Annotated in this window: 22 protein-coding genes; 8 read left to right on the forward strand and 14 right to left on the reverse strand. The window is 68.1% G+C overall.

The features are described from left to right. Positions 1–39 precede the first annotated feature (39 nt). Positions 40–417 carry a nuclear transport factor 2 family protein gene (locus SFB74_RS09755; protein WP_432730602.1) on the forward strand — a complete coding sequence of 126 codons (378 nt, stop codon included), beginning with the start codon at positions 40–42 and terminating at the stop codon, positions 415–417. A gap of 27 nt (positions 418–444) precedes the next feature. Here SFB74_RS09755 and SFB74_RS09760 read toward each other — a convergent pair whose 3' ends face one another. Continuing rightward, positions 445–1,593, reverse strand: a complete 1,149-nt coding sequence (locus SFB74_RS09760) for a helix-turn-helix domain-containing protein (protein WP_432730603.1) — start codon at positions 1,591–1,593, stop codon at positions 445–447. Between the two features lie 178 nt (positions 1,594–1,771). Between SFB74_RS09760 and SFB74_RS09765 the strand changes: the two genes are divergently transcribed. The 7 genes from SFB74_RS09765 (at position 1,772) to SFB74_RS09795 (ending at position 9,418) form a co-directional block, all read left to right on the forward strand. After that, the gene (locus SFB74_RS09765) at positions 1,772–2,269 is read left to right on the forward strand and encodes a (2Fe-2S)-binding protein (protein ID WP_126022897.1); all 498 of its coding nucleotides are present in this window, start codon (positions 1,772–1,774) and stop codon (positions 2,267–2,269) included. Positions 2,270–2,279: 10 nt separating this feature from the next. Then, positions 2,280–4,667, forward strand: a complete 2,388-nt coding sequence (locus SFB74_RS09770; protein WP_432730604.1) for a xanthine dehydrogenase family protein molybdopterin-binding subunit — start codon at positions 2,280–2,282, stop codon at positions 4,665–4,667. A gap of 25 nt (positions 4,668–4,692) precedes the next feature. Further along, positions 4,693–5,484, forward strand: coding sequence for an FAD binding domain-containing protein (locus tag SFB74_RS09775; RefSeq protein ID WP_432730606.1), 792 nt, complete (start codon positions 4,693–4,695; stop codon positions 5,482–5,484). Between the two features lie 73 nt (positions 5,485–5,557). Next, entirely contained in the window at positions 5,558–6,448 is an 891-nt protein-coding gene (locus tag SFB74_RS09780; protein ID WP_432730607.1) for an AAA family ATPase, read from the forward strand. A gap of 7 nt (positions 6,449–6,455) precedes the next feature. Next, complete coding sequence (locus SFB74_RS09785; RefSeq protein WP_432730609.1) at positions 6,456–7,676, forward strand: vWA domain-containing protein; 1,221 nt, start codon at positions 6,456–6,458, stop codon at positions 7,674–7,676. 34 nt (positions 7,677–7,710) lie between these two features. Beyond that, the gene (locus tag SFB74_RS09790) at positions 7,711–8,382 is read left to right on the forward strand and encodes a CoxG family protein (RefSeq protein WP_432730610.1); all 672 of its coding nucleotides are present in this window, start codon (positions 7,711–7,713) and stop codon (positions 8,380–8,382) included. A 19-nt stretch (positions 8,383–8,401) separates the two neighbouring features. Beyond that, positions 8,402–9,418, forward strand: coding sequence for an XdhC family protein (locus tag SFB74_RS09795; protein ID WP_432730611.1), 1,017 nt, complete (start codon positions 8,402–8,404; stop codon positions 9,416–9,418). A 22-nt stretch (positions 9,419–9,440) separates the two neighbouring features. Here SFB74_RS09795 and mnhG read toward each other — a convergent pair whose 3' ends face one another. The 13 genes from mnhG to SFB74_RS09860 all read right to left on the reverse strand — a co-directional run bounded on the left by mnhG (position 9,441) and on the right by SFB74_RS09860 (position 20,999). Then, positions 9,441–9,824: a monovalent cation/H(+) antiporter subunit G gene (gene mnhG / locus SFB74_RS09800; RefSeq protein ID WP_432730612.1), complete on the reverse strand. Its 384-nt coding sequence runs from the start codon at positions 9,822–9,824 to the stop codon at positions 9,441–9,443. Further along, the gene (locus SFB74_RS09805) at positions 9,821–10,099 is read right to left on the reverse strand and encodes a K+/H+ antiporter subunit F (RefSeq protein WP_019654754.1); all 279 of its coding nucleotides are present in this window, start codon (positions 10,097–10,099) and stop codon (positions 9,821–9,823) included. The genes mnhG and SFB74_RS09805 overlap by 4 nt, the downstream gene beginning before the upstream one ends. Continuing rightward, positions 10,096–10,587, reverse strand: a complete 492-nt coding sequence (locus SFB74_RS09810) for a Na+/H+ antiporter subunit E (RefSeq protein ID WP_432730613.1) — start codon at positions 10,585–10,587, stop codon at positions 10,096–10,098. The genes SFB74_RS09805 and SFB74_RS09810 overlap by 4 nt, the downstream gene beginning before the upstream one ends. Further along, complete coding sequence (locus SFB74_RS09815) at positions 10,584–12,257, reverse strand: monovalent cation/H+ antiporter subunit D (protein WP_432731905.1); 1,674 nt, start codon at positions 12,255–12,257, stop codon at positions 10,584–10,586. Before SFB74_RS09815 ends, SFB74_RS09810 begins: the two co-directional genes overlap by 4 nt. 41 nt (positions 12,258–12,298) lie before the next feature. Next, on the reverse strand, positions 12,299–12,649 hold the full coding sequence (locus SFB74_RS09820) for a Na+/H+ antiporter subunit C (RefSeq protein ID WP_432730614.1): 351 nt from the start codon (positions 12,647–12,649) through the stop codon (positions 12,299–12,301). Next, on the reverse strand, positions 12,649–15,591 hold the full coding sequence (locus tag SFB74_RS09825) for a monovalent cation/H+ antiporter subunit A (protein WP_432730615.1): 2,943 nt from the start codon (positions 15,589–15,591) through the stop codon (positions 12,649–12,651). The genes SFB74_RS09820 and SFB74_RS09825 overlap by 1 nt, the downstream gene beginning before the upstream one ends. Positions 15,592–15,679: 88 nt before the next feature. Continuing rightward, positions 15,680–16,057, reverse strand: a complete 378-nt coding sequence (gene crcB, locus SFB74_RS09830; protein WP_432730616.1) for a fluoride efflux transporter CrcB — start codon at positions 16,055–16,057, stop codon at positions 15,680–15,682. Between the two features lie 10 nt (positions 16,058–16,067). After that, positions 16,068–17,369: a TRAP transporter large permease gene (locus SFB74_RS09835; protein WP_432730617.1), complete on the reverse strand. Its 1,302-nt coding sequence runs from the start codon at positions 17,367–17,369 to the stop codon at positions 16,068–16,070. Further along, positions 17,362–17,871 carry a TRAP transporter small permease gene (locus SFB74_RS09840; protein ID WP_432730620.1) on the reverse strand — a complete coding sequence of 170 codons (510 nt, stop codon included), beginning with the start codon at positions 17,869–17,871 and terminating at the stop codon, positions 17,362–17,364. Before SFB74_RS09840 ends, SFB74_RS09835 begins: the two co-directional genes overlap by 8 nt. A gap of 21 nt (positions 17,872–17,892) precedes the next feature. Beyond that, the gene (locus tag SFB74_RS09845) at positions 17,893–18,861 is read right to left on the reverse strand and encodes a TRAP transporter substrate-binding protein (protein ID WP_432730622.1); all 969 of its coding nucleotides are present in this window, start codon (positions 18,859–18,861) and stop codon (positions 17,893–17,895) included. A 153-nt stretch (positions 18,862–19,014) separates the two neighbouring features. Beyond that, a complete protein-coding gene (locus SFB74_RS09850; protein ID WP_432730624.1) occupies positions 19,015–19,344 on the reverse strand; it encodes a ComEA family DNA-binding protein in 330 nt (109 codons plus the stop codon). Between the two features lie 139 nt (positions 19,345–19,483). Next, entirely contained in the window at positions 19,484–20,653 is a 1,170-nt protein-coding gene (lapB, locus tag SFB74_RS09855; RefSeq protein ID WP_432730625.1) for a lipopolysaccharide assembly protein LapB, read from the reverse strand. Beyond that, on the reverse strand, positions 20,643–20,999 hold the full coding sequence (locus tag SFB74_RS09860) for a LapA family protein (protein WP_432730626.1): 357 nt from the start codon (positions 20,997–20,999) through the stop codon (positions 20,643–20,645). The genes lapB and SFB74_RS09860 overlap by 11 nt, the downstream gene beginning before the upstream one ends. Between the last annotated feature and the right edge of the window lie 32 nt (positions 21,000–21,031).

A 21,031-nucleotide genomic window follows, 5' to 3' on the forward strand; every position in this document is an offset into this window, starting at 1 on the left:
GCGATGTTGCGGGTCTGAACACCGAAAGGAATGGTCACCATGAACACCGCCGCACACGACGCCACCGCGATTGCCCAACGCTACATCGCCGTCTGGAATGAAACCGACGCCGCACGTCGCGCGGCGCTGATCGAAGCCGGATGGACCGCCGACGCGCGCTACGTCGATCCGATCACGCAGGCCAGCGGGCACGAGCAGATCAGCGCGCTGGTCGGCGCGGTGCACCAGCGCTACCCGGGCTTCCGCTTCAACCTGCTGGGCAAGGCCGACTCGCATGGCGATCACCTGCGCTTCTCGTGGACGCTGGGGCCCAGCGGTGCCGAAGATTTGATCCAGGGCACCGACTTCGCGCAGGTCGATGCGGGCAAGCTGCGTTCGGTGACGGGCTTCCTGGACAAGGTGCCGGTCGGCGCCTGAACGAAGGCTGAACGGCCGGGGCCTGCTTCAGTCCGGCGCCCCGGCAGGCCGCCCGCGCCACAGCTTGCGGTAGACGGTCGCGCGGCTGATGCCCAAGGTGCGCGCGGCCTCCGCCACATTGCCGCGTGCATCGGCCACCGCCTTGCGGATCAGCGCGGTTTCGACATCGCGCAGCCTGGGCCGGCTGTCGGCGGAAACGTTTGCGGTGGACGTGCCGGCGGCACCGCCGCGCTGGGGCCGCACCTGCACACGCAGGCCCGACCACAGCGGAACCTCGAGCACCGCGTCGCCGCGACGGGCCGCGTCGAACATCATGTGAAGGGGCAGTGCGAACAGGTCGTTGAAGTTCAATGCGTGTTCGCTGCGCGGCAGCGGCTGGTGAAGCATCTGCCGCGCAGCCGCGTTGGCGCCGGTGACGGTGCCCGCGGCGTCGATGCACAGGAGCCCTTCAGTGGCCTCGCTGCCCGAACCGCCGGGCCATGCCAGGTGCAGCAGCAGTTCGCAGGGCTCGCGCATCACCAGCATGTTCTCGATGTTGCGCGCCGAAAGGGTGGCCAGGTGGCGTAGCTCGGGCCGCTCCACCACCTGCACGCCGGTCAGGTCGAGCATGCCGATGCAGTCGCCCAGGGGACCGAAGAGCGGAGCGCCGGCGCAGCTGTAGACGCTGGTGTCGTCGAAGAAATGCTCGCCGCGGTGCAGCCACACCGATTCCTGCTCCGCCAGCGCGGTGCCGATGGCGCTGGTGCCGATGGCGCGCTCCGAAAGATCGACGCCGATGCGTCCGATGTCGCGCGCGTAGCGGCTTGCGGCATCGGTGCCGTCGGGCAGGTTGCCCACGTCGACCACGATGCCCTGGGCATCGGTGAGAACGGCGAAATAGCGGGTGTCGGCGATGGCGCGGGAGAGCTGGTCGATGACCGGTCGGGCCGCCGCGACCAGTGCCCGGTTGCGCTCGGCGATGTCGATGCTGGCCGACCGGCTCACCGGCTCGAAGCTGACGCGCTGCTGGGGCCGGCGGCCGGCCTCGATGCAGCGCTGCCAGGAGCGGGTGATCCACGAATCGATGCAGGCGGCGCCGCGCGCGCGGGGTAGCGACTCGCCTTCGATCAGTTCGCGGCGGGCTTGGGCAATGGCCAGGGAACGCTCAGGAGGCTGCGAAACGATTGATACAGACATCGTGGTTTTTCGCGCATGTATGCAGGCTTTTCCTGGCCCGCCGGATGGCAAGCTGTTTCATTTTGAGAATTTCGCGCGGTCTGTGCAAGTGTCAAGGGTTTTGCCTAGGATAGTGCGAAAGGTCGGCATCCAAGATGCCTTCGCTGAAATAGCCATCACCTTTTACGGAGACAGCCAAATGCAGGTCGCTTTCAAGGTCAACGGCCGCCAGGTCACGGTCGACGCTCCTCCCAACACCTTCCTCGTACACGCGCTGCGCGAGCATCTCCATCTCACCGGAACCCACGTCGGCTGCGACACCGCCCAGTGCGGCGCCTGCACCGTCCACGTCAACGGCAGGGCCGTCAAGTCGTGCAATGTGCTGGTGGCCCAGGCAGCCGGCGCCGACATCACCACCATCGAGGGCATCGCGGAGGCGGACGGCACCATGCATCCCATGCAGGCGGCCTTCAAGGAGTGCCACGGCCTGCAGTGCGGCTTCTGCACCCCGGGCATGGTCATGAGCGCCATCGACCTGTGCACCCACCACCCCAAGTCGAGCGAGTCCGAGATCCGCGAACTGCTCGACGGCAACCTGTGCCGCTGCACGGGCTACCAGAACATCGTCAAGGCAGTGAAGATGGGCGGCGAGGCCATGGCCTCGGGCACCCCCGTCAAGGCAACGGCCGCGGCCTGAGGAGAGCGACATGGGCGCTTCCGATTTCTCGAACCTGCCCCACATCGGCGAGGCGGTACGGCGCAAGGAGGACTACCGCTTCCTCACCGGCGCGGGCAACTACACCGACGACATCACGCTGGCCAACCAGAGCCATGCGGTCTTCGTGCGCTCGCCGCACGCCCACGCCGCCATCAAGTCGGTCGACACCGCCGAGGCGCTGAAGATGCCCGGCGTGATCGGCATCTTCAGCGGCAAGGACATCGAGGGAAAGATGGGCGGGCTGCCCTGCGGCTGGCTCATCAACAACCCCGACGGCACTCCCATGAAGGAGCCGATGCACCCGATCCTGGCCATCAAGAAGGTGCGCTACGTGGGCGACCACGTGGCCATGGTGGTGGCCGAGACGGTCGAGCAGGCGAAGAACGCGGCCGAGGCGGTGGTGGTCGACTACGACGTGCTCCCCGCGCTCGTGAGCGTTGCCGACGCGGCGAAGAAGGCCGGCGGCGTCACTCTGCACGACGAAGCGCCCGACAACCAGTGCTACAAGTGGGCGCTGGGCGACAAGGCGGCGGTCGATGCGGTGTTCGCCGGCGCGGCGCACGTGACCAAGCTCGACCTGGTCAACAACCGGCTGGTGCCCAACCCCATCGAGCCGCGCGTGGCCATCGGCAGCTACAACCGCGCGGGCGACGACTACACGCTGTACGTGTCCAACCAGAACCCGCACGTCGAGCGCCTGCTGATGACGGCCTTCGTGCTGGGCCTGCCCGAGCACAAGGTTCGCGTGATCGCGCCCGACGTGGGCGGCGGCTTCGGCTCCAAGATCTTCCTGTATGCGGAAGACGTATGCCTGACCTGGGCGGCCCGGCAGCTCAACCGCAACATCAAGTGGACGGCCGACCGCTCGGAGTGCTTCCTGTCCGACGCGCACGGCCGCGACCACGTGAGCCACGCCGAGATGGCGATGGACAAGGACGGCAAGTTCCTCGCGCTGCGCGTGCACACCGACGCCAACCTGGGCGCCTACCTGTCGACCTTCTCGACGGCAGTACCCACCATCCTCTACGCCACGCTGCTGGCGGGCCAGTACACCACGCCGCAGATCTACGTCGAGGTGGATGCCTGGTTCACCAACACCGCGCCGGTCGATGCCTACCGCGGGGCGGGCCGGCCCGAGGCCACCTACCTGCTGGAGCGGCTGGTGTCGCGCTGCGCCTGGGAAATGAACCTGGGGCAGGACGAGATCCGCAAGCGCAACTTCATCACCGCCTTCCCGTACCAGACGCCGGTGGCGCTGCAGTACGACACCGGCGACTTCCACGCCTGCATGGACAAGGCCCGGGTGCTCGCCGAAGTCGACGGCTATGCGGCGCGCAAGACGGCGAGCGAAGGCAAGGGCAAGCTGCGCGGCATCGGGTATTCGAGCTACATCGAAGCCTGCGGTATCGCGCCTTCGAACATCGCGGGTGCGCTCGGCGCGCGTGCGGGCCTGTTCGAGTGCGGCGAGATCCGCGTGCACCCGACCGGCAGCGTGACGGTGTTCACCGGCTCGCACAGCCACGGGCAAGGGCATGAAACCACCTTCGCCCAAGTGGTGGCGGCGCGGCTGGGCATTCCGGTGGAGAACGTCGACGTGGTGCACGGCGACACCGGCCGCGTGCCATTCGGCATGGGCACCTACGGCTCGCGCTCCATCTCGGTGGGCGGCGCGGCCATCATGAAGGCGCTCGACAAGATCGAGACCAAGGCCAGGAAGATCGCCGCGCACCTGATGGAGGCGAGCGACGCCGACGTCGAGTTCGCCAACGGCGAGTTCACGGTCAAGGGCACCGACAAGAAGATCCCGTTCGGCCAGGTGGCGCTCACGGCCTACGTGCCGCACAACTACCCGCTCGACAAGCTCGAGCCGGGCCTGAACGAGACCGCCTTCTACGACCCGACCAACTTCACCTTCCCGGGCGGCACCTACATCTGCGAAGTCGAGGTCGACAGGCAGACCGGCGAGGTCAGGGTCGACCGCTTCACCGCCGTGGACGACTTCGGCACCATCATCAACCCGATGATCGTCGAGGGCCAGGTGCACGGCGGGCTGGTGCAGGGCATCGGCCAGGCGCTGCTGGAGAACTGCGTCTACGACAAGGAAACCGGCCAGCTGCTCACCGGCAGCTTCATGGACTACGCCATGCCGCGCGCCGGCGACTTCCCGCAGTTCAAGCTGGACACCGTGTGCACCCCGTGCACGCACAACCCGCTGGGCACCAAGGGCTGCGGCGAGGCGGGGGCCATCGGCTCGCCACCGGCCGTGATCAATGCCGTGCTCGACGCGCTGGCGCCGCTGGGCGTCAAGGATTTCGACATGCCTGCTTCGCCCGCCCGCGTGTGGGAAGCGATGCAGGCCGCAGCCGCCAACCCCTGAACTAGAACAAAGAAGGAATCACACCATGTATGCCTTCACACTCGAACGGCCCGCCTCGGTGGCCGACGCGGCAAGACTCGTGGCCTCCGGCGCCAAGCCGCTGGCCGGCGGACAGACCCTGCTGGCTTCCATGAAGCTGCGCCTCTCGGCCCCCGAACAGCTCGTGGACCTGAGCGGCATCAAGGAACTCACCGGCATCGCGAAGAACGGCAGTGCCATCACCATCGGAGCCATGTCGCGCCACCTCGACGTGGCGAACAACGCCGACGTGAAGGCCGCCTACCCGGCGCTGGCCGACCTGGCCTCGCGCATCGGCGACCGCCAGGTGCGCGCGATGGGCACCATCGGCGGCTCGGTGGCCAACAACGACCCGGCCGCGTGCTACCCCAGCGCGGTGCTGGCCTCGGGCGCGACCATCGTCACCTCGAAGCGCGAGATCGCCGCCGACGACTTCTTCCTCGGCCTCTTCACCACGGCACTGGAAGACGACGAGCTGATCACCGCGATCCGCTTCCCGATTCCGAAGCGCGCCGTGTACGAGAAGCTGCGCCAGAAGGCGTCGAACTTCCCGCTGGTCGGCGTGTTCCTCGCGCAGTACGACAGCGGCGTGCGCGTGGCGGTCACCGGCGCGGGCAACGGCGTGTTCCGCCATGCGGGGCTGGAAGACGCGCTCAACAAGAGCTTCACGGCCGCAGCAGCCACGGCCGTGAAGATCGATGCGAGCGACCTCAACAGCGACCTGCATGCCTCGGCCGCGTATCGGGCCAACCTGATCAGCGTGCTGACCCAACGCGCAGTCACCAAGGCCCTGGGCTGAGGAAGCCCGGGGCGCTTGCTTTGCCTGCTCATCGGAAGACGCGACAGCCTCGCGTCTTCCGCTACGCTTCGCCATGATCTTCCCGAGCATCGACTCCCTTTCCGCCGGACTCATGCAGGCCGGCTACTTCGCCGACCGCCGGCTGGCCACGGCCGTGTTCCTCGCGCTGAAGCTGCAGCGCCCGCTGCTGCTCGAAGGCGAACCCGGCGTCGGCAAGACCGAACTGGCGAAGGCGCTTTCGACGGCGCTGGGCCGCGAGCTGCTGCGCCTGCAGTGCTACGACGGCCTGGAGCAGCGCGAGGCGCTCTACGAATGGAACTACGCCGCGCAGTTGCTGCACATGCGCGCGGCCGAGGCCACCGGCGCGGCGCGCGACGTGGAGGCCGAGGTCTACCAGCCGCACTACCTGATCCGCCGGCCGCTGCTGCAGGCACTGCAGACCCCGCTGCCGGGTGCCGTGCTGCTGATCGACGAGGTCGATCGTGCCGACGAGCCCTTCGAGGCCTTCCTGCTCGAGTACCTGGGCGAGTACCAGGTGAGCATTCCCGAGCTGGGCACGGTGCGGGCGGTGGCGCCACCCGTCACCATCCTCACGAGCAACCGCACGCGCGAGCTCAACGATGCGGTCAAGCGCCGCTGCCTCTATCACTGGCTCGACTACCCGGAGCGCGAGCGTGAGCTCGCCATCGTGCGTGCGCAGGTGCCCGAGGCCGGCGAAAAGCTGTCGGCCCAGGTGGCCGCCTTCGTCGCGCGGCTGCGCGAGGCGCCTTTCGCCAACGCCTTCCAGCGCGCGCCCGGCATCGCGGAGAGCGTCGAGTGGGTGAGGGCGCTGATTGCGCTCGACACCGTGGAGCTCGATCCCGAGGTGGTGGTCGACACCGCCGGCATCCTGTTCAAGCAGCGCGACGACGTGGCCGCGCTCACGCAGGAGCTGGCGTCGGACCTGCTCAAGCCCGAGGCGTGAGTTGTCGATGGCAACCACTGGCGTGCAGCAACTCGGCGACGTCCGCAGCGGCAAGCTGGCGGGCAATATCGCCGCGTTCGGCCGGGCACTGCGCCGTGCGGGCGTTCGCACCGACGCCATGCGCATCGCGCTGGCCGCCGAGGCCGCCACGCTGGTGGGCGTGGAAGACAAGCTCGACCTGAGTGCCGCCATGGAGGCGGTGATGGTCAGCCGCGAGCAGGACCGCATGGTGTTCCGCGAACTCTTCGATGCCTGGTTCCGCGACCCGGAACTGGCCAACAAGCTGCTCGCCCAGATGCTGCCGAGCGCCGAAGGCAAGGCCGAGCCCTCGAAGCGTCGTCCGCGCGTGCGCGAAGCCCTCAGCGCGCCGCGCACCCTCGCCAAGCCGGTGGAGCCGGCCAAGCCCGACCGCGAGATCGAGTTCGATGCCGCCATGACCTCGAGCGACAGGCAGCGCCTGCAGCATGCCGACTTCAATGCGCTCGGCGCCGCCGAATACCGGCTGGTCGAGCGGCTCGCGCGCGACATCCGCCTGCCCATTCCCGAACTGCCGTCGCGCCGCCTGCGCGTGGCCGGCGACGCGGGCCGCCAGCATGCGCGCATGCACTGGCCGGGCGTGCTGCACGAGGCGGCGCGCACCGGCGGCGAGATCATGCGTCTGCCCAGGCTTGCCCGGCGCGAGCAGCCGTTGCCGCTGCTGGTGCTGGTCGACGTCTCCGGCTCGATGGAGCGCTATGCGCGCCTGCTGCTGGCCTTTTTGCATGCCGCGACCCGGCGGGCCGGCCGGCGCGACGTGTTCGCCTTCGGCACCCGGCTGACCGACCTGACGCCTGCCTTCAGACTGGCCGACACCGACGCGATGCTGGGCGCCGCCAGCCTCGCTATCGACGACTTCGCGGGCGGCACCCGCTTCGGCGCCTCGCTGGCCGAGCTGCGCCGCGCGCACGCCCGTCGCCTGACCGGCCGCCGCACGCTGGTGCTGGTGATCAGCGACGGCCTCGACACCGGCGAGCCCTCGCTGCTGGAGCAGGAGCTGCAGTGGCTCAAGCGCCATTCGCGCCGACTGCTGTGGCTCAACCCCCTGCTGCGCTTCGAGGGCTACGCCCCTCTGGCGCGTGGGGCCGCCGTATTGCACCGGCAAGCGGACGCGATGCTGGCGGTTCACAATCTCAGCGCACTCGAACAGCTCGCAGCGAGCCTTGCCGCCCTGATGCGGTCGGGCCGCTAGCGGCGCACGGGAAGGAAGACAAAGGAAACCCACCATGGAAATGCTCGGAAACCGCCGCCTCGGCGTCACCCAACAACAGGCCTGGGAAGCGCTCAACGATCCGGAAACACTGAAGAAGTGCATTCCCGGCTGCGACAAGTTCGAGCTCACGGGCGACAACCAGTACAGCGTCGCGCTGGCGGTGAAGATCGGCCCGGTCTCGGCCAAGTTCAACGGCAAGGTGCTGCTGTCGGACATCGTGGCGCCCGACGGCTACAAGCTCACCTTCGAAGGGCAGGGCGGCGTGGCCGGATTCGCCAAGGGCTCCTCGAGCGTCACGCTCAAGCCCGTGGCGGCTGAAGCGCCTGTTGCTATTGCCGCATCGGCGGACGCTGGCATCGCGCACGAGGCGGATGCCGCCACACCGCCTGCTCCCGCCGCAGGCTGCGAGCTCGACTACACCGTGCAGGCCCAGGTCGGCGGCAAGATCGCCCAGCTCGGCCAGCGCCTGATCGACGGCGCCGCCAAGTCCACGGCCGACGACTTCTTCAAGCGCTTCGAGGCCGAGATGCAGAGCCGCTACGGCCCGCCGCCCGCGCCCGCGGCGGAAGCCGCCGAGCCGCCTGCCGAGAAGGCGGGGATGATGTCCGGCCTCATGAAGAAGATCGGCCTCGGCAAGAAGGACGACAAGGACGCGCCCGCCGCACCGGGCGGCGACGCCGCCTGACACGCCGGACAGCACTGTCATGGAAAACCTCGACGTCATGGTGCTGCGCACGCTGCGCGACTGGCGGCGTGCCGGCAAGCGCGCGCTGCTGGCGACGGTGGTGCGAACCTGGGGCTCGTCGCCCCGGCCGGTGGGCTCGATCATGGCCCTCGCGGAAGACGGCGCGATGGTGGGGTCGGTCTCGGGCGGCTGCATCGAGGACGACCTGATCGCGCGCTACAGCCACGCCCACGGAAAGGCCGAAGACGTGCCGCTGGGCGCGCCCCCCGCGCTCGTGAAGTACGGCATCACCGCCGACGAGGCACACCGCTTCGGGCTGCCCTGCGGCGGCACGCTGGAGCTGCTGCTCGAATACGCCCCCGATGCCGGCTCGCTCGAGCTGCTGGTGGCACAGCTCGAGCAGGGCAGGCTCATGCAGCGCACGGTGACGCTCGCCACCGGCGCGGTGCGGCTGGCGGAGGCGACGGCACCCGACGAGCTCACGGTGAACGACACCGAGCTGACGAACACCTTCGGCCCCGAGTACCGCATGCTGCTGATCGGCGCCGGCCAGCTCGCCGAGTACCTCGCCACCATGGCCAAGTTCAGCGGCTTCGCGGTCACGCTGTGCGATCCGCGCGCCGAGTACCGCACCGCGTGGTCGCTGCCCGGCGTGCACATCACGACCGACATGCCCGACGACGCGGTGACCGCCTTCAGGCCCGACCGCCGCAGCTGCGTGGTTGCGCTCACGCACGACCCGAAGCTCGACGACCTCGCACTGCTGGAAGCGCTGCAGAGCGAGGCCTTCTACGTCGGCGCCATCGGTTCGCGGCGCAATGCCGACGCGCGGCGCGAGCGCATGATCGAGCACTTCGACCAGACCGAGGAATCGCTCGCGCGGCTGCGCGGGCCCATCGGCATCTACATCGGCAGCAAGACGCCGCCGGAGATCGCGGTGAGCGTGATGGCGGAGATTCTTGCGGTGAAGAACGCGGTGACGCTGCCGCGCGAGATGGAAGTGGCGCAGGCCAAGGAGCGGCTGCTGGCCGCTTGACTTCGCTGCAGCCTTTTTTCTATCAGCCCTCGTAGGGCGGGATCGGTCCCTGGTCCGAAGGCGAGGGCGGCGGCACCTCGCCATTCTTCTGCCGTTCGCGGAACAGGGCGGCGCGCATCAGGAAGATGGTGGTGACCGGCGTGGTCAGGGCCACGAACAGCACGATCAGCACTCCATGCAGCGAGAGGCTGTGGCCCTGCACCGAGAAGTACACGATGGTGGCGACCGTCATCGACCACACGCCACCCGTGGCGCCCAGCGTGGGCGCGTGGATGCGGCGGAAGAAGGTCGGCAGCCGCACAAGCCCGAAGGAGCCGATGGCGGCGAAGGCCGCGCCCAGCACCGCGAAGACGGCGGTGACGATCTCGGCCCACAGCGGCAGCGGGCCCAAGATGAAATCGTTCATTCGATCACCTCCCCGCGCAGCAAAAACTTGGCCATCGCCGTCGAGCTCACGAAGCCGAACAGCGCGATCAGCATCGCGGCGGCGAAGTACACGTCGCTCGCGTAGACGATGCCCAGCACCAGCATCATCAGCATGCCGTTGATGTAGAGGCAGTCCAGCGCCATCACGCGGTCTTGCGCGGAAGGGCCGATCAGCAGGCGCGCGACGGCGCAGAGCATCGCCACCGCCAGCAGGAACAGCGCGAACTTGAGCGACCAGAAAAGGATGGGCGTCATGATTCGAAGATCTCCATCAGCGGACGTTCGTAGCGGCTCTTGATCTGCGCGATGAAGGCCGCCTCGTCCTCGAGGTCGAACACGTGGATCAGCAGGGTGCTGCGGTCGAAGGCCACCTCGCCCCAGGCGGTGCCGGGCGTGAGGCACATGATCATCGAGAGCACCGCGAGACCGTTGGGATCGCGCATGTCGAGCGGAATGCGCAGGAAGCTCGCCTGGATGTGCTCGCTGCGGCGCGTGAGCAGCGCGCGCGACACCGCGAACACCGACATCGACATGTCGTAGAGCACGACGGCGCACAGCCGCAGCGCCACGCCGGGCCGGCGCATGCGCACCGTGGCGGGCCGCAGTCCCTTGGTCAGCAGCGGCACGGCAATGGCGAGCAGCACGCCCGAGAGCAGCGTGCTGGCCTCGAGCGACTGGTTGAGCAGAAGCCAGATGACCAACAGCGCGAGGGACAGGGGCGGGGAGGGGATCAGGCGTTTCATGGCGCGGCGCCCTTTCCTTCGGCTTTGGCGGCGGGCGCAGGGTTGGGCACTTGCCGCGCCTCCATGACCGCCGCACGGTATGCAGCAGGCGTGCGCAGGCCCTCGGCGGTGGCCATCGCATGGCGCAGCACTGGTTCGGCCCAGACGGTGAGCGCGATGCAGGTCACGATCAGCCCGGCCACCGGCAGCACCTCGAGCGCTGGCAGCGAAGGGAGGTTGCCGTGCGGCTGGGTCCAGAAATGCCGGATGCCGGTGCGGGTCAGCGCGATCAGGGCGAGGAAGCCGGAGGCGATCAGCAGCACCAGGAAGGTCCAGCCGGCCGTACTGATGGCGCCGCTGCCGCCCATGAGTCCCGAGAGCATCGCGAACTTGCCGACGAAGCCCGACAGCGGCGGCAGGCCTGTCAGCAGCAGCGTGCAGATCATGAAGCTCAGGCCGAGGAAGGCGACGCCGGCCGGGATCGCCCGGCCGTAGAGCGCCTGCGCGTCGTCGTCGAGGTTCACGTCGCTCAGCGCGCTCAGGTCCTCGGCCAGGAACGGCGCGTTGCCCGCGGCCTCGTGCGGCGCCACGCTCATGCCGGCATTGCGCCAGCGCTCGATCATGTCGATCAGCAGGAAGAAGGCGCTCACCGCGAGGGTGGAACTCAGCATGTAGAAGAGCGCGCCGGCCCACACGGCCGGCTGCCCAAGCCCCACCGCGGCGAGCAGCGTGCCGGCCGAGATCAGCACGCTGAAGCCCGCGAGGTTCGACAGCCGCTGCGTGCCGAGGATGCCGAGGGCCGCCACGAACAGCGTCGCGATGCCCGCGCCGACCAGCACCGGCTGGCCGAAGGCGGCCGATGCGCCGGTGTCGGGCGCGAACAGCACGGTCCAAAGCCGCAGGATCGTGTAGACGCCCAGCTTGGTGAGCAGTGCGAACACAGCGCCCACCGGCGAGACCGCCGATCCGTAGGCCGGCACCAGCCAGAAGTTGAGCGGCCACGCACCGGCCTTGGCGAAGAAGGCGGTGAAGAGGATGGCCGTGGCCGCGTGCACCAGGCCGCGGTCGCCTGGCGCGAGCTCGGCGATGCGCATGCCGAGGTCGGCCATGTTGAGCGTGCCGGTCACGCCGTAGAGGATGGCCGCGCCGATCAGGAACAGCGAGGACGCCGCGAGGTTGATCGCGATGTAGTGCAGCCCCGCCTGCACGCGCAGCCGGCCCGAGCCGTGCAGCAGCAGGCCGTAGGAGGCCGCGAGCATCACCTCGAAGAACACGAACAGGTTGAACAGGTCGCCCGTGAGGAAGGCGCCGTTCAGGCCCATGAGCTGCAGCTGCAGCAGCGGGTGGAAATGCACGCCCGCGCGGTCCCAGCGCGAGGTGGAATAGATCGACGCGGCGAAGGCGACCACGCCGGTGAGCGCCACCATCATGGTCGAGAGCCGGTCGGCCACCAGCACGATGCCGAAGGGCGCGCGCCAGTTGCCCGGCAGGTAGACACCGATGGAGCCCGGCCCGCCACCGGTGTCGGGTGCGTTCACCCAGCGCAGCAGCGCGAGCGCCGCCAGCAGGCCGACGAGGCCCGAGACCACGCTCAGGGCCGACTTGGCGCGCCGGCGGTTCTCGCCCAGCAGCAGCATGAGCGCGGCCGTGAGCATGGGCACGAGGATCGGCACCGCCACCAGGTGCGGCATGCTGAACTCGAGCAGCCGGTCGAGCAGATGGAAGAGTTCTGTCACTCCGCCTCCTGCCTTTCTTCACCGTCCACGTGGTCGGTGCCGGTGAGGCCGCGCGAGGCGAGCATCACGACGAGGAAGAGCGCCGTCATCGCGAAGCCGATCACGATGGCGGTGAGCACCAGCGCCTGCGGCATCGGGTCGGCCGTGTTGGCCAGCGTGGCGGCCAGGCCCTTGATGAGCACCGGCTCGCTGTCGACTTTGAGCCGGCCCATGCTGAAGATGAAGAGATTGACCGCGTACGAGATCAGCGTCAGGCCCATGATGACCTGGAAGGTGCGCGGGCGCAGCAGCATGTAGACGCCCGAGCCGGTGAGCACGCCGATGGCGAGTGCGAGCACGATTTCCATCAGCTGGCTCCTCCCTCGGTGGCAGCAGCAGCCTCGGCTTCTTTTTCAGCCTGCTCGTCGGCCCAGCGGTGGCTTCGTATCGACTGGTGGGCCAGCGCGGTCAGGATCAGCATGGTGGCGCCGAGCACCAGCGCGAACACGCCGATGTCGAAGAAGAGGGCACTCGGCACGTGGACTTCGCCCAGCAGCGGCAGGTGCAGGTGCGCGGTGTGCGTGGTCAGGAACGGGTAGCCGAAGACCACCGCCCCGCCGCCGGTGGCCAGGGCCAGCAGCAGGCCCATGGCGATCCAGCGGCGCGGGTAGATGCGCAGGTGCTCTTCCACCCACTCGGTGCCCGACACGATGAACTGCAGCACCAGCGCGACCGACATCACCAGCCCCGCGACGAAGCCGCCGCCGGGCGCGTTGTGGCCGCGCATGAAGAAGTAGACCGACACCAGCACCGAGACCGGCAGCAGCAGGCGCACCAGCACGGCCGGCACCATCAGGTAGCCGACGGCGGTGTCCTTGGCGCGGCGCGGGTTCAGCAGGTCGCTGCTGCCGTCGTCGGCCTGCAGCCGCTGCTGGATGGGCAGCGCCATCGATTCGATGGCGGGGCGGAAGCGCCGCAGCAGCGCATACACGGTGAGCGCCACGATGCCCAGCACGGTGATCTCGCCGAAGGTGTCGAAGCCGCGGAAGTCGACCAGCATCACGTTGACCACGTTGGTGCCGCCGCCCTCGGTGAGCGCACGCTCGAGGAAGAAGGGCGAGATGCTCTGCGGGAAGGTGCGCGTCATCATGGCCCAGGCCAGCGCGGCCATGCCGCTGCCCGCGATGGCGGCGATCAGCAGGTCGCGGCCGCGGCGTCCCCAGGGCTTGAGCCGTGCGCGCGCGGGCTGCACCACGTCCTTGCTGCGCATCGGCAGCCAGCGCAGGCCCAGCAGGATCAGCACGGTAGTGACGGCCTCGACCACCAACTGGGTCAGCGCGAGGTCGGGGGCCGAGAACCAGATGTAGGTGACGCACGAGACCAGGCCCGCGCCCGCGGCCAGCATCAGCGCCGCCAGCCGGTGGAACTTGGCCTGCCACGCGGCAGCCACCGCGCAGGTGCCGCCGATGAGCCAGGTCATGGCGAACATCGGCGAGAAGGGCAGCAGCTCGCGCGTGCCGGGCGCGGCGGGCGTGAGCCACAGCGAAGCGCTTGCGCCCGCGACGGCCACCACCACCAGCAGCAGCAATTGCCACTGCATGCGCTTGGTGCCGAAGAGGCGGCGGCTGCGCCGGCCGGCCTCGCTCAGCAGCGCGATGAGGTGCTCGAAGATGACCTGGCCGTCGAAGCGATGCAGCAGCGGCGTGTTCTCGAGGCCGCCGCGCGCGCGCTGGCGGCGCTGCAGCAGGTACAGCGCGGCGCCGCCCGCCAGCGCCACGAAGCTCATCAGGAGCGGCAGGTTGAAGCCGTGCCATACGGCCAGGCTGTATTCGGGCAGCGTGCCGCCGACGACAGGCGTGGCGGCCGCCGCGAGCATCGGCCCGACCGACCATGCCGGCGCCACGCCCACCACCAGGCACAGCAGCACCAGCAGCTCGACCGGCACCCGCATCCAGTGCGGCGGCTCGTGCGGATGCTTGGGCACCTCGTCGCCGCAGGGCGGGCCGAAGAACACGTCGAACACGAATCGCGCCGAGTAGGCCACGCTGAAGATGCCGGCCAGCGTGGCGATCAGCGGCAGGCTGAAGTCGACCCACGGCGTGGCCTGGATGAACACCGTCTCCGCGAAGAACATCTCCTTCGAGAGGAAGCCGTTGAGCAGCGGCACGCCGGCCATCGAGGCGCTGGCGATGATGGCCAGCGTGCCGGTGATCGGCATGAGCCGCATCAGGCCGCTGAGCTTGCGGATGTCGCGCGTGCCGGTCTCGTGGTCGATGATGCCGGCCGCCATGAAGAGCGAGGCCTTGAAGGTGGCGTGGTTCATCACGTGGAAGACCGCCGCCACCGCCGCGAGCGGGCTGTTCAGGCCCAGCAGCAGCGTGATGAGCCCGAGGTGCGAGATGGTGGAGTAGGCCAGCAGCGCCTTCAGGTCGCGCTGGAACATGGCGATGAAGCCGCCCAGCAGCAGCGTGATGGCGCCGGCGCCGCCCACCATCCAGAACCACTGCTCGGTGCCCGAGAGCACGGGCCACAGCCGCGCCATCAGGAACACGCCCAGCTTCACCATGGTGGCCGAGTGCAGGTAGGCCGACACCGGCGTGGGCGCGGCCATGGCGCGCGGCAGCCAGAAGTGGAACGGGAACTGCGCGCTCTTGGTGAAGGCGCCCAGCAATATCAGCGTGAGCGCCGCCGGATAGAGCTCATGCGAGCGGATGAGGTCGCCCGAGGCCAGCACCTTGTCGAGCTCGTAGCTGCCGGTAATGCGGCCCAGCACCAGCACGCCGGCCAGCAGGCACAGCCCGCCCGCGCCGGTGACGGTGAGCGCCATGCGCGCGCCGCGCCGTGCGTCGCGGCGGTGGTGCCAGTAGCCGATCAGCAGGAATGAGAACAGGCTGGTGAGCTCCCAGAACAGCACCATCTGGATGAGGTTGCCCGAGAGCACCACGCCCATCATCGCGCCCATGAACGCGAGGAAGAACGAGAAGAAGCGCGGCACCGGGTCCGAGGCCGACATGTAGTAGCGCGCATACAGCACCACCAGCGCGCCGATGCCCAGCACCAGCATGCAGAACAGCCATGCGAAGCCGTCCATGCGGAACACGAGGTTGAGGCCCAGGGCCGGCAGCCATTCGATCTGCTGGCGCAGCACGCCGCCGTTGGCGATCTGCGGGAAGAACCATGCGGCCTGGATGGCGCAGCCCAGCGCGACCAGCCCCGCCAGCGTCGACTCCCTGTTGCGCGCGTTGGACGGCATCAACGCGGCCAGCACGCTGGCAATGAAGGGGAGGGCGACGAGAAAGACCAGGGGCATTGGGGTCGATTCTATCGGCGCACCCTATGGAAAGCCTTATCTATAACCGCAAGACATAAGGCAGTTTTTCACCTGGTTTTCATGCGATTCAGGAGGAGAACGCCTGCACCGTGCGGATCCCGAGCCAGGTGAGAAAAAGCGATCCGCCGAGATGGGCCGCTGCCGTCACCATCGCCACGCCCAGCCTGCCTTCCAGCAGCATGGTCGTGACTTCGGCCGAGAAGCTGGAGAAAGTGGTGAGGCCCCCGAGGAAGCCGGTTACGAGCGCGAGGCGCCAGACCGGATCCAGATTGGGCAGCAGCTGGAAGGTGGCGACCGCCAGGCCGATGAGGTAGCCGCCGATCAGGTTGGCTGCCAGCGTGCCCCAGGGCATGAGGCCGCCGACGCCGAACCAGAGGGCCAGGCCCCAGCGGGCCAGTGCGCCGATCGAGGCGCCGATGCAGATGGCGAGAATCGGAAGAAGCATGCCCCGATTGTCAGGGAGCCATCTGCTGCGGCAGCCACGTCACCAGTTGCGGCACGAAGTAGATGATCAGCACCGCGGCCACCATGAGGAAGAACATCGGCAGCGTGACGCGCGCGATGTAGAGCAGGTCCTTCCCGGTCATGCCCTGCAGCACGAACAGGTTGAAGCCTACCGGCGGCGTGATCTGTGCCATTTCGACCACCAGCACGATGAAGATGCCGAACCACACCGGGTCGATGCCGGCCGCGTTGACGGTCGGCATGATCACGCCCATGGTCAGCACGACCATCGAGATGCCGTCGAGAAAGCAGCCGAGCACGATGTAGAACACCGCCAGCATCAGGATGAGCTGGAACTTCGACAGGCCGAGCGAGCCGATCCATTCGGCCAGGTGGCGCGGCAGGCCGATGTACCCCATGGCCAGCGTGAGGAAGGCCGCGCCCGCGAGGATCAGCGCCATCATGCAATACAGGCGCGTGGCGCCGAGCAGCGCTTCCTTGAAGCTGTGCCAGGTCAGCGAGCCCTGTGCGCCCGAGATGACCATCGCCCCCACCACGCCCACGGCCGCCGCCTCGGTGGCAGTGGCGATGCCCGCGTAGATGGAGCCGAGCACCGACAGGATCAGCAGCGCCACCGGAATCAGCGACATCGAGGCCTTGAGCTTCTCGGCGAAGGGCAGCTTCGCGTCGGCCGGCGGCACCCGCTCGGGGTTGCGCAGTGCCCAGAACATGATGTAGCCCGAGAACATCAGCGCCAGCAGGATGCCCGGGATGACTCCAGCGATGAAGAGCCGCGCGATCGACACGTCCGCGCTGACGCCGTAGACGATCATGATGATCGAGGGCGGGATCAGCAGGCCGAGCGTGCCGGCGCCAGCCAGCGTGCCGATGACCATGTCGTCGGGGTAGCCGCGGCGCTTGAGTTCGGGCAGGCTCATCTTGCCGATGGTGGCGCAGGTGGCCGCGCTCGACCCCGACACCGCGGCGAACACCGCGCAACCCGCCACGTTGGTGTGCAGCAGCCGGCCCGGCAGGCTTTGCATCCAGGGGGCCAGGCCCTTGAACATGTCCTGCGAGAGCCGCGTGCGGAAAAGGATCTCGCCCATCCACACGAAAAGCGGCAATGCTGTGAGCGTCCAGCTGGAGGCCGAGCCCCAGATGGTCACGGCCATGGCATCCCCGGCGGGGCGGGACGAGAAGATCTGCATGGCGATCCATGCCACGCCCGAGAGCGTGAGGCCGATCCAGACGCCGCTGCCCAGGATGAGGAAAAGCGCGGCGATCAGGATGCCCGCGATGGCGATGTCACTCATGGCGAAGCGCCTCCGTCTCGGCGGCCTTGGCGGGGCGGCCGCGCCACTCGATCACGAATTCGTCCAGCGACGCCACGGCGAAGACGATGGCACCTAGCGCCATCGACAGCTGCGGGATCCACAGCGGAGTGGCGTCGTTGCCGGTGGAGATGTCGTGGTAGTCGTAAGACTGCCAGGCCAGGCGGATGCTGTACCAGGCGAAAAGCAGCGCGAGCAGCGCTGCCGCGCCCATGGCCCAGCGCTCGAGCCAGCGCTGCGCCGAAGGATGCAGGTTCTGCAGGATCAGCGTCACGCGGATGTGTTCGCCACGCTTGAGCGTGTGCGCGAGCGCCATGAAGCCCGCGCCGGCCATCAGGTAGCCGGCGTAGGCGTCGATGCCGGGAATGTTGAAGTGGAACTGGCGGCCGAGGATGGACAGCAGCACCATCGCCAGCAGACCGATCATGAAAAGCGCCGCCAGTGCGGCGGCGCTCATGTAGAGAAGATCAAGCGTCTTGCGCATCGGATGCAGTTCAAGTCCGCTTCACATCTTCTTGTAGGCGTCGATCACGGCCTGGCCCTCGGCGCCGGCCTTCTCGGTCCACTCCTTGATCATGGTGTCGCCGACCTTCTTCATGTCGGCCTTCAGCTGCGCGGAGGGAACGTGCACAGTCATGCCGTTCTTCTTGAGCAGGTCGAGGTATTCGAGGTTCTTCTTCTTCGACAGGTCCCAGCCGCGCTTCTCCGCATCCGCGGCGGCCTTGAGCACCGCGTCCTGCGTGGGCTTGTCGAGCGCGTCGAAGGCCTTCTTGTTCATGAGCACCGCGTTCTTCGGCAGCCAGGCCTGGGTGTCGTAGAAGTTCTTGATGTACTCGTAGGTCTTGGTGTCGTAGCCGGTGGAGCCCGATGACATGTACGACTCGATCACGCCCGTGGCCATGGCCTGCGACAGCTCGGCCTGCTGGACCGTGACGGGCTGCGCGCCGACGAGTTCGCCGATGCGCGCGGTGGCGGGGCTGTAGGCGCGCCACTTCACGCCCTTCAGGTCGGCGGCCGAAGCGATTTCCTTCTTCACGAAGATGCCCTGCGGCGGCCAGGCCACCGTGTACAGCAGCACGATGCCCTGTTCGGCCAGCTTCTTCTCGAGCGCCGGCTTTTGCGCCTGGTAGAGCTTCCAGGCGGCGTCGTAGCTGTCGGCCAGGAACGGAATGCCATCGGCACCGAACATCTGCCATTCGTTCTGGTAGTTCACCAGCAGGATCTCGCCGAGTTGCGCCTGGCCGCCTTGCACCGCGCGCTTGATCTCGGGCGCCTTGAACAGAGAGGCGTTGGCGTGCACCGTGATCTTGAGCTTGCCGCCACTGCCTTTTTCCGCGTCGCTCGCGAACTGGGTGATGTTCTCCGTGTGGAAGTTGCTCGCCGGGTAGGCGGTGGGCAGGTCCCACTTGGTCTGCGCGAAGGCTGCGGCGCCGAGGGTCAGGCCAGCGAGGGCAATGCCGAACTTGTGATTCATGAGCTCTCCGGAACGTATGAAAGTGAAAACGTAAATGAGCTTACGTGCAAATTCCGGGCCACTTCCTGAGGCTTTTCCCTGCCATCGCGTGCATGCTCGCGCGCATGAAAAAGCCGCCCGAAGGCGGCTTTGCATATTTCTAATGGAGCGGAATCAGGGCTTGGCGGCCTTCGCTTCCTTCGTGCCCTTCGCTTCCTTCGATGGAGCAGGTGCCGCGTCGCTGAAGCTCTTGCCGTTGACCGTGAGGCCCTCGGCCGACAGCTTGGCCGCCTTCTTCTCCTTCACGCCCTTCACGCGCTGCATGAAGTCGGGCCAGTCCTTGAACTCGCCTTGCTTGCGTGCATCGAGGATGCGCTTGGACATCGACGGGCCGACGCCCTTGATGCCGTCGAGATCGGCCTCCGTGCCCTTGTTGACGTCGACGGCGGCAAACGATGCGACCGCGAACAGCATGGCCGTGGTAGCCAGGATCTTCTTGAACATGGTGATGAAAACTCCCTGTATTTGTTGATGAGTGAAAAGCCGACGGAAATGTCGGCCCGCGCTCAACGAGGCACAAAAGCAGGGCGTTGACGCATGGAGGCCTTGCCGGCATCCATGTGACCATTGTTCAGAAACGTGATCAGAGTTCTTCGACGCGGCGCGGCGGATAGCTGTCCCAGGCCTGGCAGCCGGGGCAATGCCAGAAGTACTGGTGCGCCTCGAAACCACAGGCCGCGCAGCGGTAGCGCATGAGCGGCCGCGTGGCCTGGTCGAGCGCGCGCTGCACCTGCGGGTGGAACTGCTCGTGCTCGAAGCGTTCGCCGGCGAGCCAGCGCGAAGCCGCCACCAGCGAGGGCTGCTGCGCGAGGTGTGCGATGTAGCCGTCGCGCGGCGTGGGGTTCGGCTCTTCCGTGGTCGCGGATGGCTTGCCGCCGAGCGCCATCAGCGCCTCGAGCACGTCGATGGAAGGCGACTCGACATAGCGCCGCTGCAGCAGTTCGAGCGCCTCGGCTTCGCGGTGCGCGGCCACGGCCGCTTGCTGCAGCGCGGCGGCATAGAGCGGCAGCGCCAGGGGGGCGGTGTCGCTCAGGGCCACGAGCGTGTCGAAGGCCGCATTCGCTTCACCGTTGCGCAGTTGCAGGTTGGCGGTGTCGATGGCCGGGCGCGGTGCCTGCGGCGCGAGTTCGACGGCCTGCCCCAGCAGCTTTGCAGCACCGGGCAGGTCGCCCGCCGCCACGCGCTCGGTGGCCTGTTCGCAGAGGTGATGCGCGCGACGCGTGCTGTAGCTGGCCTGGTCGGACTCGTCGAGCTTCTGCGCCACGTCGGCGGCCTGGGCCCATTCGCGCGAGCGCTCGTAGATGGCCAGCAGCGACAGCCGGGCCTCGTTCTCGTAGCGCGTGCCTTCGAGCTTCTGCAGCGCGGCTTCGGCCCGGTCGAGCAGGCCGGCGCGCAGGAAGTCTTGAGCGAGCGCGTGCTGCGCGCGTTCGCGGTCGCTGCGGCTCAGGTCGCCCCGGCCCAGCAGGTGCTCGTGCACGCGCACCGCGCGCTGGTACTCGCCGCGGCGGCGGAACAGGTTGCCGAGCGCGAAGTGCAGCTCCTGCGTGTCGGGGTCGTTCTGCACGGCCTCGATGAAGGCATCGATGGCCTGGTCCTGCTGCTCGTTGAGCAGGAAGTTCAGGCCGCGGAAGTAGGCCTTCGGTGCCTGGCGGTTCTCGAGCTTGAGTTGCCGGATGTCGAAGCGCGATGCGAGCCAGCCCAGTACGAAGGCGACGGGCAGGCTGATCAGCAGCCAGCTGGGATCAAAGTCCATGTTGACGTGCGGCGGGGAGGTCGGTTGTGGCGATGGCCGGCGTTGCCACTGCTGCCACGGCGGCGGCAACCGCGGTCGTGGCCGCCGGAGGCGTGGAGGGCTGGGCGGCTTCGCCTGTGGACGGTGCCTGCGCGGCTGCGGCGCGGTGCTTCCACCAGCCCGGCAGCATGCCCAGCGCGCCCACCACGAGGCCGCCCGCGAAGGCCGCGAGCACGACCAGCACCAGCGGCGCGCGCCAGTAGGTGCCGAAGAAGAAGTAGACGGTCGCGTCGTGCTGGTTGTTCAGCGCGAAGGCGAATAGCGTAAAAAAAATGGCTGCCTTGAGCAGCCACAGGAGGTATTTCATAGCCGTTCCCGTTGCCGGGAGCATTCTACGTT

It is taken from the genome of Variovorax xiamenensis (assembly GCF_050916385.1).
In the GTDB taxonomy this organism is placed as follows: Bacteria; Pseudomonadota; Gammaproteobacteria; order Burkholderiales; family Burkholderiaceae_C; genus Variovorax.